Raw genomic sequence first — 16155 nt, 5'->3', positions numbered from 1 at the left:
TCTCCCGCGCCAAATTCTGAACAGCGTCATGTTTTGAGCGGGTGCCCTGGAGGCCGACGCGCACCGCCGGCCGGGCGGGTGCTGTCGCGGCAGGTCAGCGGGCGGCGCGCTCGTCGATGTCGAGGGCCGCGCGGACGGCGGCAATCTGGAAGCGTCGCGCCTCCTGCGCGACTGGACCGTCGGCCGCGACGGCGACCTGATGGCCGCCGCCGGGCGCTCGAGGACCTCGTGCTCGGCGCCGGCCGCGGCGAGGGCGGCGATCAGGCGCCGGCCGTCGTGGACCAGCGGGTCGCGGTCCCCGCCGACGACGTGCACGGGCGGCAGACCGATGAGGTCCCCGAGCGCGGGGCTGAGCCGCGGCTCGGTGCGGGGCACGGCACCGGCGTAGAGACGGGCGGCGACCTTCAGGCTCTCCTCCCCGTGGTCCTCGCGCGAGAGGTCCGACCAGGGCGACTCGAGCAGCGGCGCGGCAGGGGCGTCGACCCCGGTGGCGGCGAGGGTCTGCGCGACGGCGAGCGCGAGCCCCGCCCCGGCGCTGTCCCCGGAGAGCACCCAGCGACGCGGGCGCGGCGACGGTCTCGCGCCGCATGTCGGCCAGCGCCCGCGGCACGTCGTCGACCGCGGCCGGGTACCGGTGGCGGGGGGCGAGGCGGTAGTGGATCATCGCCCCGGCGGTGCCTGCGCGGCGGGCGACCTCCTCGAGCCACTCCCAGGTCTGGCGGGACTCGCCCTGCACGTAGGCGCCGCCGTGCAGGTGCACGATCGCCGCGGTGCTCGCGAGCTCGGGATCGATCCAGGTCACGGGCACGTGGTCGTAACGCACACGGCGCACCCGCGAGGGGTCGGCGACGGAGCGAGGGGGCAGGGACGGCCGCTGCGAGGCCAGGATGCGCAGGGTGCGGACGAGGCTCATGGAGGCATCTTCCCACGGGATCCGCGGCGGCGCGTCGGAGCGCCCCGAGTTGCCGGGCGCACCGGAGGGCGGGCGGCCGGTCGGCCCTCGCTCAGCCGGTCAGCTCATCGTCGACGATCCGGGGCGACCCGGCGCGGAAGCCCGCGATCGCGAGCGAGACGCCGGTGCCGGCGAGGAACCACAGCACCACCGCCGCGGAGCCGGTCGCGTCCAGGAGCACGCCCGCGAGGATCGGGCCGATCGCGGCGAGGAGATAGCCGACGGGCTGGGTCGCGCCGGAGAGGCGGGCGGTGATCTGCGGGGAGCGGGTGCGGGCGGGCAGCAGCGCGATCGCGGTGGGGAAGGCGAAGCGCGCCGATCCCGAGCACGCACGCCCACAGCAGGGGGCTCACGGTCGGGGCGAGCAAGCAGGCCGAGATAGCCGATCGTGGTCAGCGCGCCGAAGCTCGCCACGACGAAGCGCAGGCCGGGGGCGCGGGCGATGACCGTCGGCATCACGAGCCCGCCCACGAGGCCCCAGCCGGAGATCACGCCGACCAGCGGCCCGGCCCTGGCGGGGCTGATCCCGGCGTCGGCGAGAATCTGCGGGAGCATGCCGAACTGGGTGTAGGCGTTCAGCGACTGGAGCGCGAACATGAAGGTCAGCGCGATCGCGGTGGGCGAGCGCAGCAGGGAGGCGCGGGGCGCGCCGGCCCGGCCGGTGCTCGGCGGGGCGGGCGGGAAGTCGTGCCCGGTGCGGGTGAGGACCACGGCCCACACCACGATCGGCGCCGCCATCACCACGCCCCAGAACTGCAGGGAGCCGCGCCAGCCGTCGGCGGCGCCGCCCGCGAGCGGCACGGCGAGGGACGCCCCGGCGGAGCCGCCGATCGCGAGGACCACGCTGTACAGGGTCATCAGCCCCACGGTGCGGCGTCCGCCGTGCGCCTTGATCCACGCCGGCACCAGCACGTTCCCGAGCGCGGGCCCCATCAGGGCCAGCACGGACAGCGCCACGAACAGCCAGAACACCTCGGTGCCCGGCCGCAGCAGCAGCGGCGCGACCCCGGAGAGCACGAAGGCGGCGACGATCGAGCCGGTCAGGCCCAGGCGGCGCGAGATCGGCACGGCGAGCAGGCCCAGGGCGCCGAAGGCGAGGCAGGGCAGGGCGGTGAGCAGGCCGGAGGCGGCCGGTCCCTGCCCGTAGGCGGCGACGATCGGCTCCATCAGCGGTCCGACGCCGGTCGCGCCGGGGCGCAGGTTCACCGCGATCGTCGCGACCGCGAGCACGGCGAGCACCGCGCCGACGACCCGGCCGCCCCGGCCGACGTGGCCCTCGGGCGCGCAGGCCACGGAGGTCGTCGAGGTCGGGTGGTCGGACTGCTCGGGGGTGCTCACCCCTCCCTTGTACCCCTCCCCTCCGCGATCGGCCAGGGCGTTCCCTCCGGTGCCACCGATCTCACGTCGGCCCTCGCCGCGCCGGTCAGGGACCCGTTCGGCCCTCGGAAGGGCCGGTCGCGGGCCGAACGGGGAGGCCGCGGCCGCCCGCCCCGGCCTACGCTGGTGCGCGGCCCGGTGCGCCGGGCCCGCCCCCACCCCTGCGTCGGCCCCTCGCCCGACGGATCCCTAGGACGCCCATGACCTCCGCCTCCGCCCCCGCCCCGGACGCGACCGCTCCTCGCGCCGTGCACCCCGTCGACCAGGTGCCGCCGCCCGGCCGGCTCACCGTGCTCTCGATACAGCACGTGCTCGCCTTCTACGCGGGCGCCGTGATCGTGCCGCCGCTGATCGCCTCGGGCCTCGGCCTCACGCCCGAGCAGACGATCCACCTGATCAACGCGGACCTGTTCACCTGCGGCATCGCCACCCTGATCCAGTCCGTCGGCTTCTGGAAGGTGGGCGTGCGCCTGCCGATCATCCAGGGCGTGACCACCACCGCCGTCTCGCCGATCATCGCGATCGGCCTGGCGGCCACCGGCGGCGAGGGCGGCGCCGAGGGCCTGCCGATGATCTACGGCTCGATCATCGTCGCGGGCCTGTTCACCTTCCTGGTCGCGCCGTACTTCGCGAAGATCCTGCGGTTCTTCCCGCCGGTCGTGATCGGCACCGTGCTGACCACCATGGGCATCACGCCGCTGGGCGTCTCCGCCGGGGACATCACGAACTACGCCGAGGGCGTCCCCGCCACCCGCGACATCCTCTACGCACTCGGCACCCTCGCCGTGATCGTCCTGGTCCAGCGGTTCTTCCGCGGCTTCCTCGGCACGATCGCGGTCTTTGCTGGGCCTGGTGATCGGCACCGCCGTGGCCGTCTTGCTCGGGGACACCTCCTTCAGCGGCGTCACGGAGGCCTCCGCCTTCGGGGTCACCACCCCGTTCTACTTCGGCATCCCCACCTTCTCGCTCACCGCGATCATCTCGATGATCATCGTCATGCTGATCACGATGGTGGAGACCACCGGCGACGTCTTCGCCGCCGGCGAGATCGTCGGCAAGCGCATCCGGCCCAGGAACATCTCCGAGGCGATCCGCGCCGACGGCCTCTCGACGCCGCTGGGCGGCGTGCTGAACTCCTTCCCCTACACCTGCTTCGCGCAGAACATCGGCCTGGTGCGCCTGACCCGCGTGAAGTCCCGCTGGGTCGTCGCGGGCGCCGGCGTGATCATGATCGTCCTCGGCGTCGCCGCCGAAGGCCGGCGCGGTCGTCGCCGCGATCCCCTCCCCTGTGCTCGGCGGCGCCTCGCTGGCCCTGTTCGCCTCGGTCGCGCTGGTGGGAATCCAGGCCCTGTCGCAGGTCGACCTCACCGACAACCGCAACTCCGTCATCGTCGGCACCTCGCTGGGCCTGGCGATGCTGGTGAGCTTCAAGCCCGACATCGCGGGAGTGTTCCCCTCCTGGGCGCAGGTGTTCGTCTCCTCCGGCGTGACAGTCGGCGCGCTCACCGCGATCGTGCTGAACATCCTGTTCTTCCACCTCGGCCGCCAGCGCGGCGCGAACGTCGCCACCGACGCCGCTGGCCGACGGATCGGCATCGAGGACGTGAACGCCATGGACCGCGACGAGTTCGTGGGCACCTTCGGCACCCTGTTCAACGGCGCGACCTGGCCGCTCGAGCGGGCCTGGGAGGCACGCCCCTTCACCGACGCGCCCGCGGCGCGCGCGGCGATCGAGGACGCGGTGCTCACCGCCGAGCGCGAGGAGCAGGACGCGCTGGTGCGCGCCTATCCGGACATGGCCACCCTGGTCACGGCCGACGAGGAGCAGGCCGGCACGATCAGCCAGGACGTCGGCTCCCTCGCCCTGGACAGCCTCGCCGAGGAGGACGTGGAGGCGGCGCGCGACCTCTCCGCTCGCTACGAGGAGAAGTTCGACCTTCCGTTCGTGGCCTACCTGGGCCGCACCGACTCCTTCCCCAAGATCCTCGAGGACGGGGTGCGGCGCCTGGCCCACTCCCCCGAGCACGAGCGGCGCGTGGCCCTGACCGAGGTCGCCGAGATCGCCGGGGACCGCTTCGGGATCATGGTCGCCGACGCGAACCCCATCGGCTCCGCCTGGGCGAGGAAGTTCGAGTCGCTGCAGTGAGACGGCTCCGGGGACCGGCTCAGCCCGGTCCCCCAGCGACGCATACCCGCGCGCATGGTGGCGGAGACCGACCCTGGCCCTGCGTGCGAGTCCTGCGCCGTCCCCGTCGAGCCGCACCGCGCAGGGGATCTCGAAGCGGGCCTCGAACTGCCGCCCCTGGGCGTAGACCAGGGCGCGCGGCCCGGGGCGAGTCGCAGCATGCTCCGTCCGAGCCGCGACCGGTGGGCGATCCCCTGGGCCGTCAGCCGGGTGCCGATCCGGGCCCATCCGAGCCGTCGGGCGGGCCGCGGCATGACCACATCGAGGAGCCCGTCGTCAGGAGCGGCCCCCGGCGGCAGGAGCATGCCGCCGGTCAGCGTGCCGCAGTTCCCGATGATCACCGTGTGGGCGCGCGCCGCCCTGGTGCGACCACCATCGATCCGGTACGTCAGGCCGAGCGCGCGATTCGCGAGGAGCGACCGAGCGATCGGCGGCACGTAGGCCAGCCAGCCGATGATCCGCTTCGCCAGAGGGCTCGTGGTGCGGGCCATCTCCGCGTCGAGGCCGATCCCGGCCATCACCAGGAAGACCCGGGTGCTCCACGTCCCCTCCTCGTCCTGGATCTCTGCGACCCCCACATCGACCGGGCGCGTCTCGCCGCCGAACGCCGCCGCGACGGACACGGAGAGCTCCCCCAGTGGCAGGCCCAGGTTGCGCGCCAGCAGGTTCCCCGTCCCGAACGGCGACAGTGCGATCGGGATCCCGCTCCCGAGCGCGCCCCTGCGACGACTCGAACGGTCCCGTCACCCCCTGCCACGACGATCACCGAGGGAGCCCCGGCGAGCGCGCGGAGCGCGGCACTGCGCCCCGAGTCCCCCCGGTCCGTCGCGAACCACTGCGACGACGCCCAGCCGCGTCGGCGCTCCTCCGCCTCGACGGCGACGCGCACGCGGTCGAGGGGGACCGCGACCGGGTTGAAGATGACCGCTGCGTGGTCGACGGAGGACCTGTCGGGGGACATGTTCGGAGCGTAGTCTCCGGAGCATGTCGACGTCCCCCTCCTCGCAACCGGCCTCTGCGGACCGGCATGCGACGCCGGGCGACGCCGGATCTGCTGGGCCCTGGACGGACTCGCTGGGGCTGATCGCGACGCGCGCGCGCAGATCCTGCTCGTCGCCGCCGTGGTCGGTGGCCTGCTGTGGCTCCTGGCCCGGGTCGGTCTCGTCGTGATCGCCGCGATCGTGGCGCTCATCCTCGCCGCGGCGGTGCACCCGCTGGTGGACTGGTTGGTCCGCAGACGCTGGTCTCCGCTGCTGGCCACGATCGCCGCCTTCCTGGGCACCCTGATCGTTCTGGGCGGGGCGGTGACCGGGATCGTCTTCGCCGTACGCGGCGACTGGGACGAGCTGTCCCGCTCGGCGGTCGAAGGCTGGGAGGAGCTCCAGCGCGTCCTGCGGACCAGCCCCGTGCCGGTCGATACCGCGTCCATCGACGCCACGCTCCAGAAGGCCGTCGCGTTCGTCACCAGCGGGACGTTCCTCGGCGGCGCGCTGAGCGGCCTCGGTGCGGCCACCGGCTTCGTCACCGGGACGGTGCTCATGATCGTCGTCCTGTTCTTCTTCCTGAAGGACGGCCCGATGCTGTGGAGCTTCACGCTTCGCTGGTTCCGCGCCGGGACCCGAGCGAAGCTGGCCGAGTCCGGAGACCGGACCGTCCAGGCGCTCGGCGGGTATGTCCGCGGCACCGCGGCCATCGCCGCGATCGATGCCCTCTTCATCGGGGTGCCGCTCGCGATCCTCGGGGTGCCGCTCGCAGTGCCCCTGGCGGTCATCGTGTTCGTCGGAGCTTTCGTCCCGATCGTCGGAGCCACCGTCGCGGGAGCCATCGCCGCCCTGGTGGCGCTCGTGACCAGTGGTCCCGTCATCGCCCTGGTGGTGATCGCCATCGTCGTCCTCGTCAATCAGCTCGAAGGCAATCTCCTCCAGCCGATCGTCATGGGTCGCGCCCTGAGCCTCCATTCCCTCGTGGTGCTTCTGGCGCTGGCCGTCGGCACGATCGTCGGGGGCTTCTTCGGCGCCGTGCTCGCCGTCCCCCTCACCGCCGTCGCGTGGTCGGTCATCCAGATCTGGACCGACACCTACCAGGTCGGCGATGACCCGGTCCTCGGGAAGGACCCGCTCTCCGCCAAGAACCGCACTGCGGCGAAGGCGACCATCGGGGAGCGCTGGAAGTACCAGCGAATGCGCCACGGAGCCGCGCCGACAGCACGGACCCCGCCCGTCGACACGGCCGACGCGCGCAGGACGAGCCCGTCGAACGACCCGGCCGACCGGACGAGCGACCCTATCGGCGAGGCACGAGCCGGAGCTACGGTGGCCAGGAGCGCCCCCGCCGTCGCAGAGGGCGATCCGCCAACGAAGGAGTCACCATGCCCCGCACCGTCGTCAGCACCGCCTCGACCGCCTGGAACGGCGACCTGATCTCCGGCTCCGGCGAGCACCACCCTGGAGACCTCGCAGCTCGGCACCATGGACCTCAGCTGGAAGGCCCGCTCGGAGGATGCCGAGCAGGGCACCACCTCCCCCGAGGAGCTACTCGGCGCCGCGCACAGCGCCTGCTACTCGATGCAGTTCTCGAACATGCTCGCCGAGAACGACACCCCGCCCACGTCGATGAGCACCACCGCGAACGTGTCCTTCAACGCGGGCGAGGGCGGCATCACCGGGATCGCCCTCGCCGTCACCGCGCAGGTGCCGGACATCGAGGAGGCCGACTTCCAGCGCCTGGCCGAGGAGGCCAAGCAGACCTGCCCCGTCTCCCAGGCGCTCGCGGGCGTGGACATCACCCTCGAGGCCTCGCTCGGTTGAGGCCTCCGACGGGCGGCCCGTGGCGGGTACCGTCGGGCCCATGCGACCGATCCCCCGCCACTGGGCCGCCGTCCGCGAGACGCACACCTTCCCCGGACAGGGCCCGTTCGCACTGACGATCCACGGCTCCTCCGACGTCTCGGTCGAGGACGCCCGGCGCGATGCCCGCGAGCGCATGGACGCGCTCGTCGCCGCGGGCGGCCCCGAGCAGGAGCACGACTCGGGCCTGGAGTACTACCCGAGCCGCCGCCTGCCGGAGGAGCCGCTCGAGGAGGTCCATGGCGAGGACGGCGCACTGATCGCCGCGGTGACCCGCAACCGCTACGGCGCGGCCGTGCTGAACACCGATGCGCTGCTGATCTGCGACGTCGACCTTCCCCAGGAGGATGTCGGCCGGTCGCGGCCGAGGATCGGCCGGGCCGGGAAGCGGCCCGGGCCGCTCTCGCGACTCCTCGGCGGCGGCGCGACGCACGACACCGCGCGAGAGACCTCCCCGGGCGAGCCCGCACCCCGCGGAGCCGACATCTCGACCGGCGGTGTCGGCGGGGCGGCTGACGGGAATCACGACGCGGCAGGTCTGCCCGACGAGCTCGGCGGACCGGGCTCCGACGAGCGCGGCCGCGTCCACGCCGAGCTCCTGACGAGCATCCGCGATTTCGGGGCGCGGCATCCCGAGCTGGGCGTGCGCGCGTATCGCACCCGCCACGGCTTCCGCCTGCTGGTCTCCGGCGCGGACGCCCATCCTGCGAGCGAACGGGCCCGGGCGCTGATGGCGGAGGTGCACAGCGATCCGCTGTACATGCCGCTGTGCCGGGTCCACGACACCTACCGCGCCCGCCTCACCCCGAAGCCGTGGCGCGTGGAGATCGACCGCTTCGAGACGCTCGGCACCCGCACCGCCTCGGCCCCCGAGCATCAGGACTGGGTGCGGCGCTACCGCGACGCCTCCGCGCAGGTCGCGGTGTGCCGCCTGCTCGAGGTGACCGGCCCCGCCCCGTCGGCCGAGGAGCAGGGGATCATCGACCTCCACGACCGGGCGACCCGCCCGGAGTCAGGGTCGCCGCTCGCCTGACCTGCCCGCCGCTCTCCCGACCACGCCACAGGAACGGCCCGGGCGGCGCGCCCCTCAGGACGCACCGCCCGGGCCGCTCGGGGCCGGGAGCCGCAGGTCAGTGCGGCTGGGTCGCCTTCTCCGCGCCGGCGCCGGTCATGGAGCGGACCTCCATCTCGGCCTGCTTGAGCTCGTCGTGCTCCGAGGAGGTGACCGAGCCAAGCCAGCCGAGGAAGAAGCCCAGCGGCACCGAGATGATCGCCGGGTTCGTCAGCGGGAACCAGGCGAAGTCGGCGCCGGGGATCATCGCCGTCTCGGAGCCGGAGACCACCGGGGAGAAGGTGATCAGGATCAGGGCGCCGCCGAGGCCCCCGTAGATGCTCCACAGCGAGCCGCGGGTGTTGAACCGCTTCCAGTACAGCGAGTACAGGATCGAGGGCAGGTTCGCGCTGGCCGCGATCGCGAAGGCGAGCGAGACCAGGAAGGCGACGTTCTGCTCGGCGGCGAGGATGCCGCCGATGATCGAGACGCCGCCGATCACCACGGCGGTGCGCCGGGCGACCCGGACCTCCTGCGCCGAGGTGGCGCTGCCCTCCTTGATCACGCCGTTGTAGATGTCGTGCGCGAAGGAGGCGGAGGCGGTGATCGTCAGGCCCGCCACGACCGCGAGGATCGTCGCGAAGGCGACCGCGGAGATGATGCCCATCAGCACGGTGCCGCCGAGCGCGTAGGCGAGCGCCGGTGCGGCGGAGTTCGAGCCTCCGGGCAGGGTGCCGATCACGTCCACGCCCACCATGTACGCGGCGGCGAAGCCGAGCACCATGGTGCACAGGTAGAAGAAGCCGATCAGCCCGATCGCCCAGACCACGCTGCGACGGGCCTCCTTCGCCGTCGGCACGGTGTAGAAGCGCATCAGCACGTGCGGCAGGCCGGCGGCGCCGAAGACCAGCGCGATCGCGAGGGAGACGAAGCCGAGCTTGGTCGCGCCGGAGGTGCCGTACTGGTGCATCGGCTCGAGGATGGTGGCGCCGTCGGGATGCTCCGCGACGGCCTTGCCGAGCACCTCGGAGAGGTTGAAGCCGTTGAGCGCCAGGATCCACACCGTCGCGACGCCGACGGCGGTCACCAGCGACACCGCCTTGATGATCTGCACCCAGGTGGTGCCCTTCATCCCGCCGATCAGCACGTAGGCGATCATCACGACGCCCACCACGGCGATCACGATCGACTGGCCCACTCGGCCCTCGATGCCGATCAGCAGCGAGACGAGCGCGCCGGCGCCCGCCATCTGGGCGAGCAGGTAGAAGAAGGTGACGGCGAGGGTGGAGGTCGCCGCGGCGGTGCGCACGGGGCGCTGGCGCATGCGGAAGCTCAGCACGTCGGCCATCGTGTACTTCGCGGTGTTGCGCGGCGGCTCGGCGACCAGCAGCAGCGCCACCAGCCAGGCGACGAGGAAGCCGACGGAGTACAGCGACCCGTCGTAGCCGTAGAGCGCGACGGCGCCGACGATGCCGAGGAAGGAGGCGGCCGAGAGGTAGTCGCCGGCGATGGCGATGCCGTTCTGCCGGCCGGAGAACGCGCGGCCGCCGTGGTAGAAGTCGCCGGCGGTGACGTTCTGCTTGGAGACGCGGATGACCACGGCGAGGGTCACCACCACGAAGGCGAGGAAGATCGCGATGTTGAAGATCGGGTTGCCGAATTCCATCAGTGCTCCCCCTCCAGCTCATCGCGCGCTTCTCCGCGATCGGGTCGAGGTTCCGGTTCGCGTGGCGGATGTACAGCCAGGTGATCAGGAATGTCATCAGGAACTGGCTGATGCCCAGCAGCAGGCCGAGGTTGAGGTTGCCCAGCACCGGGGTGGACATCAGGCCTTCGGCGTAGGTGGACAGCGAGACGTAGGCGAAGTACCAGACCAGGAACGCGACGGTCATCGGGATCGCGAAGCTGCGGAAGCTCGAGCGCGACCGGCCGAACTCCTCGGACTTCTGGACGGCCTGGAACTGTTCTGGGGTCGGGGAGGGCGCGGCGCCGGGATGCGACGCCGGGCCGCGGTCCGGCGAGGAGCCCGGCTGGGGCGGGGGCCGGAGGCCGCAGAGGACGGGGTGGTCACGGACACAACTCCTTCGTTCTGTTCGTCGCCCCGGCCCGGGGAGCAGGACCGGCGCTCCCGCAAACCGTAGCAGGTGTGATCCCAGTCATAGGCAGAGTGCGCGTCGCCCCGCCACCCGGCCGAGAGGTCGGGACCCTCGTGCTGGTCCGGGCCACCGCGTAGGGTGAGGAGGTGCTCGACATCCTGGACCGCGCCCGGGAGCGCCTCGCCCGGCCCTCCGATCCGGTCCCCTGCGCCGTGGCGACCATCGTCTCCGCCCAGGGCTCCGTGCCGCGGCCCGTGGGCACTTCGATGCTGGTGGGCGCCGATGGCGCACTGCACGGCTCGCTCTCCGGCGGTCGCGTCGAGGGAGCGGTGCTCGATGCCTGCCGCGAGGCGCTCGAGACCGGGAGGAGCGGCGTCCGGAGCTTCGGGTTCAGCGAGGAGGACGCCTTCGCCGTCGGGCTGATGTGCGGGGGCTCGCTCGAGGTGCTGATCCAGCCGTTCACTCCCCCGCCCCCGGGGGCGCAGAGCCCCCTCGGCACGGTCGACGGCCCCGCCCCCGCCGCCTACGTGACCCGGTCGCCGCACGGCGACGCGCCACGGACGGTCGCACCCGAGGGCGACGACGCACGGCGCCCGGCCCGGTCCGAGGGCGAGGACGCCGACGGCCCGCGCGCTGTCCTGCTCGCGGGCGACAGGTCCGAGGAGGTCCGCAGCGCGCTCACGACCCTGCTCCCCCGGAGACGCTCGAGGCAGGGAGCGCCCAGGTCGCCGCCATGCTCCGCGAGGCGCGCACCGGCACCCTCCGCCTCCCCGCGGGCGCCTCGACGATCGACCTGTTCGTCGAGTCCCGCATCCGGCCCGCGCACCTGGTGGTGTGCGGGGCGAACGCCTTCGGGCAGGCGCTGGTGGAGGCGGCGCGGCCGCTCGGGCCGCGGATCACGCTGTGCGACCATCGGCCGGCATTCACCGATCCCACGGCGTTCCCGGGGGCGGAGGTGGTGCGTGCCTGGCCGCACCGGTTCCTCGCCGCGGCCGCAGAGCGCGGTGACCTCGATGCCCGCAGATGGTCTGCGTGCTCACGCACGATCCGAAGGTCGACGTGCCGGTGCTCGCCACCGCTCTGCGGCTGGACCTCGCCTACGTCGGTGCGATGGGGTCCCGGCGCAGCGATCGCGATCGACGCGCGGCGCCGCGGGAGGCCGGGGTGGGCGAGGAGGCGCTGTCGCGGCCGCGCTCCCCGATCGGCCTCGATGTGGGGGCAGGGAGCCCTGCGGAGGTGGCGGTCGCGATCCTCGCGGAGATCCTGGCCGCGCGGGCCGAGCGCCGCACCGTGGAGCCGCTGCGCGACGGCAGGGGTCCGCTGCATGCGCGCACCGCTGCGAGCGGCTGAGAGGTCAGCCCCGCAGGTCCAGCCGCCACAGGTCCTCGGGGAGGTCGAGGTCCGCACCGTCGTCGAGATCCGTGCAGTCCACGAGCCGCACCTGATCCCGTCGGGCGCGGAGCAGGTCGCGGGCGCCCATGTCCGCGTGGGCGGCCTCCGCGGCGGCGGTGGTCCAGGCGGCGTCGAGCGGCACCGGATGGCCTCGTCGGAGCCCGCCGGAGGCCTCGCGGTGGGCGGCGGCGGTGATCCCTCCGGGGCGGTGGGCGGCAAGTACCCGGGCCACCTCCGCCGCGCACGTCCCGGGGCGGTCCACCGGCGTGACCAGCACGTCGCGGCCCGGTCCGATCGCGGCCAGGCCGGTGCGCAGGGAGGTCCCCATCCCCTCGCGCCAGCGCGGGTTCTGCTCCGTGCGCGCCCACGGCAACCCGTCCACGACGGAGCCCACCCGCTCGGCGCCCGCGCCGGTGACGACCACGACCTCGGCGCGCCGCCCCCGCGAAGGGCGCGGGCGACGTGCTCGACCAGGGGGCGCCGCGCAGGAGCAACAGCGCTTTGGGGCCGCGGCCCAGGCGCCTTCCGGCGCCCGCGGCGAGGATCAGGCCGACGGGAGGCGCGGCCGCCTGCCGAGCGCCGTCGCATGACGCGGCGCTCACCGTGCCAGGAGGTCGCTGCCGAACACGGGCAGGTCCCGCACCCTCACCCCGGTGGCGTGGTGGACGGCGTTGGCGATCGCCGCGGCGGCGCCGACGATGCCGATCTCGCCGATGCCGCGCGCGCCGAGCGGCCCGGCCTGGGGGTCCTCCTCGTCCAGCCAGTACGCCTCGAGGGAGCGGATGTCCGCGTTGACGGGCACGTGGTAGTCGGCGAGGTCGTGGTTGACGACGTGTCCGAAGCGGGGGTCGAGCTCGCCCTTCTCGTGCGGCGCCATCCCCACCCCCATGGTCATCCCGCCGAGGAGCTGGGAGCGGGCGGTGCGGGGGTTGATGATCCGCCCGACGGAGAACACCCCGAGCATGCGGTCCAGACGGATCTCGCCGGTCTCCTCCTGGACGCGGACCTGGGCGAACTGGGCGCCGTAGGAGTGCATGGCGAACTGCTTCTCGGCCGGGTTCTCTGCCGCCTCCCCGATCGCCTCGACGCCGTCGGCCGGGGCGGTGCCGTGCTCGCGCCGGAAGGCGTCCGCGGCGGCCAGCACGGCCGCGCTCCAGCTGGCGAGCCCGGTGGAGCCACCGGCGACGGTCGCGTTCGGCGGCGCCGTGTCGCCGATCCTCAGCGCGATGCGGTCCGGGTCGACCTCGAGAGCGTCGGCGGCGACCTGGGTGAGAGCGGTCCAGGTGCCGGTGCCGAGGTCGGCGGCGCCGATGCCCACCTCGTAGACCCCCGCCTCGTGACGGATCCGGGCCTTCGAGCCGGGTCGCCGGGGCTGCGGGGTAGGTCGCCGAGGCGACACCGGTGCCGATCAGCCACCCGCCCTCCCGGCGTGCGCGGGGCCGCGGGTCGCGGTCGGCCCAGCCGAAGCGGGCGGCGCCCTCGCGTAGGCAGTCGATCAGCCGGCGTCGGTTGAAGGGCATCCCGGTGTCGGGGTCACGCTCCGGCTCGTTGCGCACCCGCGGCTCGATCGGGTCCAGCCCGCAGGCCTCGGCGAGCTCGTCCATCATGATCTCCGGGCCCACCATCCCCGGTGCCTCGCCGGGGGCGCGCATCCAGGAGGGGACGGCGATGTCCAGCGGGAGCACGCGCTGGGTGATGCGACGGTGCTCGCCGACGTACATCTGCCGGGAGGGCTTGATCGCCATCTCGGGGAACTCCTTGGTGTGCGAGGAGCTGGAGACCGCCTCGAGCCCGAAGGCAGTGATCGTGCCGTCGGCCCGGGCCCCGATCCGGAGGTGCTGGGAGGTGGCGGGCCGGTACCCGGTCAGCGCGAACATCTGCTGGCGGGTGACGGCGTGCTTCACGGCGCGGCCGGGCACGGCGTGCGCGGCCAGCGCCGTGAGCATCATGTCCGCATGGGGCAGGCCCTTGGAGCCGAAGCCGCCGCCGACGTGCGGGCTGATGATCCGCAACTGCTCGGAGTCGATGCCCAGCATCGGGGCGAGGGTCTGCCTCGCGGGGTGCACGCCCTGGGTCGAGGTCCACAGCGTGAGCCGCTCGCCGTCCCAGCGGGCGATGGTGGTGTGCGGCTCCATCGGGTTGTTGTGCTCGAGAGGGGTGGAGTACCGCTGGTCCACCACGATCTCCGCGGCGGCGAGCGCGGCCTCGAGGTCACCGGCGTCGATGTCGTCACCGCCGCCCTCGGGTTCGCGCACAGCGGGGTGGTCCGGGAGGAAGACGGCATCGTGCGGTGCGGCCTCGGTGGTGACCACGACGAGGTCGGCGGCCTGGCGGGCCGTCTCCGGGGTCTCGGCCAGGACGGCGCCGAGGTACTGGCCGCGGAAGCCGATCCGGTCGTCCTGGAGGATCGCCAGCTCGCCGTCCTCGGTGTCGGCGAGCCGGAGGGCGTTCTCGTGGGTGATCACGCGCACCACCCCGTCGAGCGCGAGCGCGGCCGTGGCGTCGATGGCGGTGACGCGGCCTAGCGCGATCGTCGAGCACAGAGGGAAGAGATGGAGCGGATCCTCGACCGGGTGCTCGTAGGCGTAGGGGGCGAGGCCGCGCACCTTGTCGGGCCCGTCCAGACGCACCCGCGGGGTGCCGATCGAGGAGGCGCGCAGGAGGTCACTCATCATGGGGCTCCTCATTCTCCTCGCCCAGGCCGGCGAGCTCGGCGAGCACGCTCACCATCACGCCCTGGGCCATCGTCACCTTGAACTCGTTGCCCGCGACGGGCCGGGCCTGCTCGAGCTCGGCCGCCGCGGCCCGGCGGAAGCTCTCGCGGGTGGCGAGGGCGCCGGCGAGGAGTCGCTCGGCGCGGCGGGCGCGCCAAGGGGCGTGGGCGACGCCTCCGAGGGCGATCCTCGCGGAGAGGATCGTGGGTCGCGTCGCCTCGACGTCGAGCTCGAGCACTGCGGCGACCGAGACCAGGGCGAAGGCGAAGGAGGCGCGGTCGCGGATCTTGCGATACGTGGAACGGGTGCGGGTCGCGCGGCCGGGCGGGGGCGACTCGACGGCGGTGATCAGGTCGCCGTGCTCGAGGACCGTGTCGCGCTCGGGCTCGTCCCCTGGCAGGCGGTGCAGCTGCGCGACCGGTATCCGCTTCTCGCCCGCGGCGCCGAGCACCACCACGATGGCGTCCAGGGCGGCCAGCGCCACGGCCATGTCGGAGGGGTGGGTGGCGATGCACGCATCGGAGGCGCCGAGGATCGCGTGGTAGCGGGTGTAGCCCCCGAGCGCCGAGCGGCCAGCGCCCGGGGCGCGCTTGTTGCAGGGGGTGGTGGGGTCCTGGAAGTAGACGCAGCGGGTGCGCGCAGCAGGTTCCCGCCGGTGGTGGCGGCGTTGCGCGCTGGCCCGAGGCGCCGGAGAGGAGGGCGCGGGAGAGCAACGGGTGGTCGCGGCGCACGCGCGGATCGGCGGCGAGATCGCTGTTGCGGACCATGGCGCCGACGCGCAGGCCGCCGTCCGGCGACTCCTCGATGTCCGCGAGGTCGAGACGGCCGAGGTCGACCAGCAGATCGGGGGCGGTGATGCCGAGCTTGAGGTGGTCGACGAGGTTGGTGCCGCCGGCGAGGTAGGTCGCGCCGGGCCGTTCGGCGACCGCGGCGACGGCGCCGGCGGGGTCGTCCGCGCGTACATAGTCGAAGGGTCTCATCAGTCCGTCCCCTCGCTCGCGGTGCTCGCCCCGGCCGCCTGCTGGACGGCAGCGACGATGTTGACGTAGGCGCCGCAGCGGCACAGGTTCCCGCTCATCCGCTCGCGGATCTCGTCCTCGGTGAGCTCGATCGGGTGGTCGTGGCCGTGGTCGTCGGTGACCACGCTGGGGTGACCGTCGGCCGCCTCGCGGAGCACGCCGGTCGCGGAGCAGATCTGCCCGGGGGTGCAGTAGCCGCACTGGAAGGCGTCCTGCTCGAGGAAGGCGGTGTGCAGGGCGGAGAGCTCGCCGTCGGGGGCGAGGCCGTTCGAGGTGAGCACCTCCGCTCCGTCGAGGGACACGGCCAGCAGCAGGCAGGAGTTCAGCCGCCGCCCGTCGACCAGCACGGTGCAGGCACCGCACTGGCCGTGGTCGCAGCCCTTCTTCGGGGACATGTTCCCCAGGTGGTCCCGCGGCGCGTCGAGCAGGGTGGTGCGCGGGTCGACGGTCAGGTCATGCGGCTGACCATCGATGACGAGGTGCACTGGATGGCCCATCGGGCGCCTCCGGATCAGGTCGGGGT

Annotated in this window: 10 protein-coding genes and 8 pseudogenes; 7 read left to right on the top strand and 11 right to left on the bottom strand. The window is 73.5% G+C overall.

Features of this window, described 5'->3' with window-relative positions; translation table 11 throughout:
• Positions 1–273: 273 nt before the first annotated feature.
• Both WKH84_RS16065 and WKH84_RS16060 read right to left on the bottom strand, forming a co-directional pair.
• Positions 274–913 (bottom strand): annotated as a pseudogene (locus WKH84_RS16065) (alpha/beta hydrolase fold domain-containing protein); the annotation flags it as partial.
• Between the two features lie 99 nt (positions 914–1012).
• A complete protein-coding gene (locus WKH84_RS16060; RefSeq protein ID WP_341854390.1) occupies positions 1013–2290 on the bottom strand; it encodes an MFS transporter in 1278 nt (425 codons plus the stop codon).
• Positions 2291–2529: 239 nt separating this feature from the next.
• On the opposite strand from WKH84_RS16060, the pseudogene WKH84_RS16055 reads away from it, so the two are divergent.
• The 3 pseudogenes from WKH84_RS16055 to WKH84_RS16045 all read left to right on the top strand — a co-directional run.
• Positions 2530–3117 (top strand): annotated as a pseudogene (locus tag WKH84_RS16055) (solute carrier family 23 protein); the annotation flags it as partial.
• A 64-nt stretch (positions 3118–3181) separates the two neighbouring features.
• Positions 3182–3514, top strand: a pseudogene (locus WKH84_RS16050) (solute carrier family 23 protein); the annotation flags it as partial.
• A gap of 103 nt (positions 3515–3617) precedes the next feature.
• Positions 3618–4346: pseudogene (locus WKH84_RS16045) on the top strand (solute carrier family 23 protein); the annotation flags it as partial.
• Here the strand turns inward: WKH84_RS16045 and WKH84_RS16040 are convergent.
• Complete coding sequence (locus tag WKH84_RS16040) at positions 4280–5005, bottom strand: hypothetical protein (RefSeq protein WP_341856925.1); 726 nt, start codon at positions 5003–5005, stop codon at positions 4280–4282. The pseudogene WKH84_RS16045 and the gene WKH84_RS16040 overlap by 67 nt on opposite strands.
• Before the next feature lie 630 nt (positions 5006–5635).
• Between WKH84_RS16040 and WKH84_RS16035 the strand changes: the two genes are divergently transcribed.
• Genes WKH84_RS16035 through WKH84_RS16025 form a run of 3 tightly spaced genes read left to right on the top strand, consistent with a single transcriptional unit; the run spans position 5636 to position 8393 of the window.
• The gene (locus tag WKH84_RS16035) at positions 5636–6934 is read left to right on the top strand and encodes an AI-2E family transporter (RefSeq protein ID WP_341854389.1); all 1299 of its coding nucleotides are present in this window, start codon (positions 5636–5638) and stop codon (positions 6932–6934) included.
• A gap of 48 nt (positions 6935–6982) precedes the next feature.
• Entirely contained in the window at positions 6983–7321 is a 339-nt protein-coding gene (locus tag WKH84_RS16030) for an OsmC family peroxiredoxin (protein ID WP_341854388.1), read from the top strand.
• A gap of 40 nt (positions 7322–7361) precedes the next feature.
• Positions 7362–8393: a hypothetical protein gene (locus tag WKH84_RS16025; RefSeq protein WP_341854387.1), complete on the top strand. Its 1032-nt coding sequence runs from the start codon at positions 7362–7364 to the stop codon at positions 8391–8393.
• 97 nt (positions 8394–8490) lie between these two features.
• Here WKH84_RS16025 and WKH84_RS16020 read toward each other — a convergent pair whose 3' ends face one another.
• Positions 8491–10077: a cation acetate symporter gene (locus tag WKH84_RS16020; protein ID WP_341854386.1), complete on the bottom strand. Its 1587-nt coding sequence runs from the start codon at positions 10075–10077 to the stop codon at positions 8491–8493.
• A gap of 91 nt (positions 10078–10168) precedes the next feature.
• Positions 10169–10303, bottom strand: a pseudogene (locus tag WKH84_RS16015) (DUF485 domain-containing protein); the annotation flags it as partial.
• 350 nt (positions 10304–10653) lie between these two features.
• On the opposite strand from WKH84_RS16015, the pseudogene WKH84_RS16010 reads away from it, so the two are divergent.
• Positions 10654–11857: pseudogene (locus WKH84_RS16010) on the top strand (XdhC family protein).
• Positions 11858–11861: 4 nt separating this feature from the next.
• Here the strand turns inward: WKH84_RS16010 and WKH84_RS16005 are convergent.
• The 6 genes and pseudogenes from WKH84_RS16005 to WKH84_RS15980 all read right to left on the bottom strand — a co-directional run bounded on the left by WKH84_RS16005 (position 11862) and on the right by WKH84_RS15980 (position 16129).
• Positions 11862–12323, bottom strand: a complete 462-nt coding sequence (locus WKH84_RS16005; RefSeq protein ID WP_341854385.1) for an NTP transferase domain-containing protein — start codon at positions 12321–12323, stop codon at positions 11862–11864.
• Between the two features lie 174 nt (positions 12324–12497).
• Positions 12498–13217: a molybdopterin cofactor-binding domain-containing protein gene (locus WKH84_RS16000; protein ID WP_341854384.1), complete on the bottom strand. Its 720-nt coding sequence runs from the start codon at positions 13215–13217 to the stop codon at positions 12498–12500.
• A gap of 289 nt (positions 13218–13506) precedes the next feature.
• Positions 13507–14571 (bottom strand): annotated as a pseudogene (locus WKH84_RS15995) (molybdopterin cofactor-binding domain-containing protein); the annotation flags it as partial.
• Positions 14564–15103 carry a hypothetical protein gene (locus WKH84_RS15990; protein ID WP_341856924.1) on the bottom strand — a complete coding sequence of 180 codons (540 nt, stop codon included), beginning with the start codon at positions 15101–15103 and terminating at the stop codon, positions 14564–14566. The gene WKH84_RS15990 and the pseudogene WKH84_RS15995, both read right to left, overlap by 8 nt.
• A gap of 244 nt (positions 15104–15347) precedes the next feature.
• Positions 15348–15593: pseudogene (locus WKH84_RS15985) on the bottom strand (FAD binding domain-containing protein); the annotation flags it as partial.
• Positions 15593–16129: a 2Fe-2S iron-sulfur cluster-binding protein gene (locus WKH84_RS15980; RefSeq protein WP_341854383.1), complete on the bottom strand. Its 537-nt coding sequence runs from the start codon at positions 16127–16129 to the stop codon at positions 15593–15595. The gene WKH84_RS15980 and the pseudogene WKH84_RS15985, both read right to left, overlap by 1 nt.
• Between the last annotated feature and the right edge of the window lie 26 nt (positions 16130–16155).

Source organism: Brachybacterium sp. GPGPB12 (assembly GCF_038396325.1).
Classification (GTDB): domain Bacteria; phylum Actinomycetota; class Actinomycetes; order Actinomycetales; family Dermabacteraceae; genus Brachybacterium; species Brachybacterium conglomeratum.
Note: the sequence above shows the minus strand (reverse complement) of the source record. Positions and strands in the feature narration are given on the sequence as shown.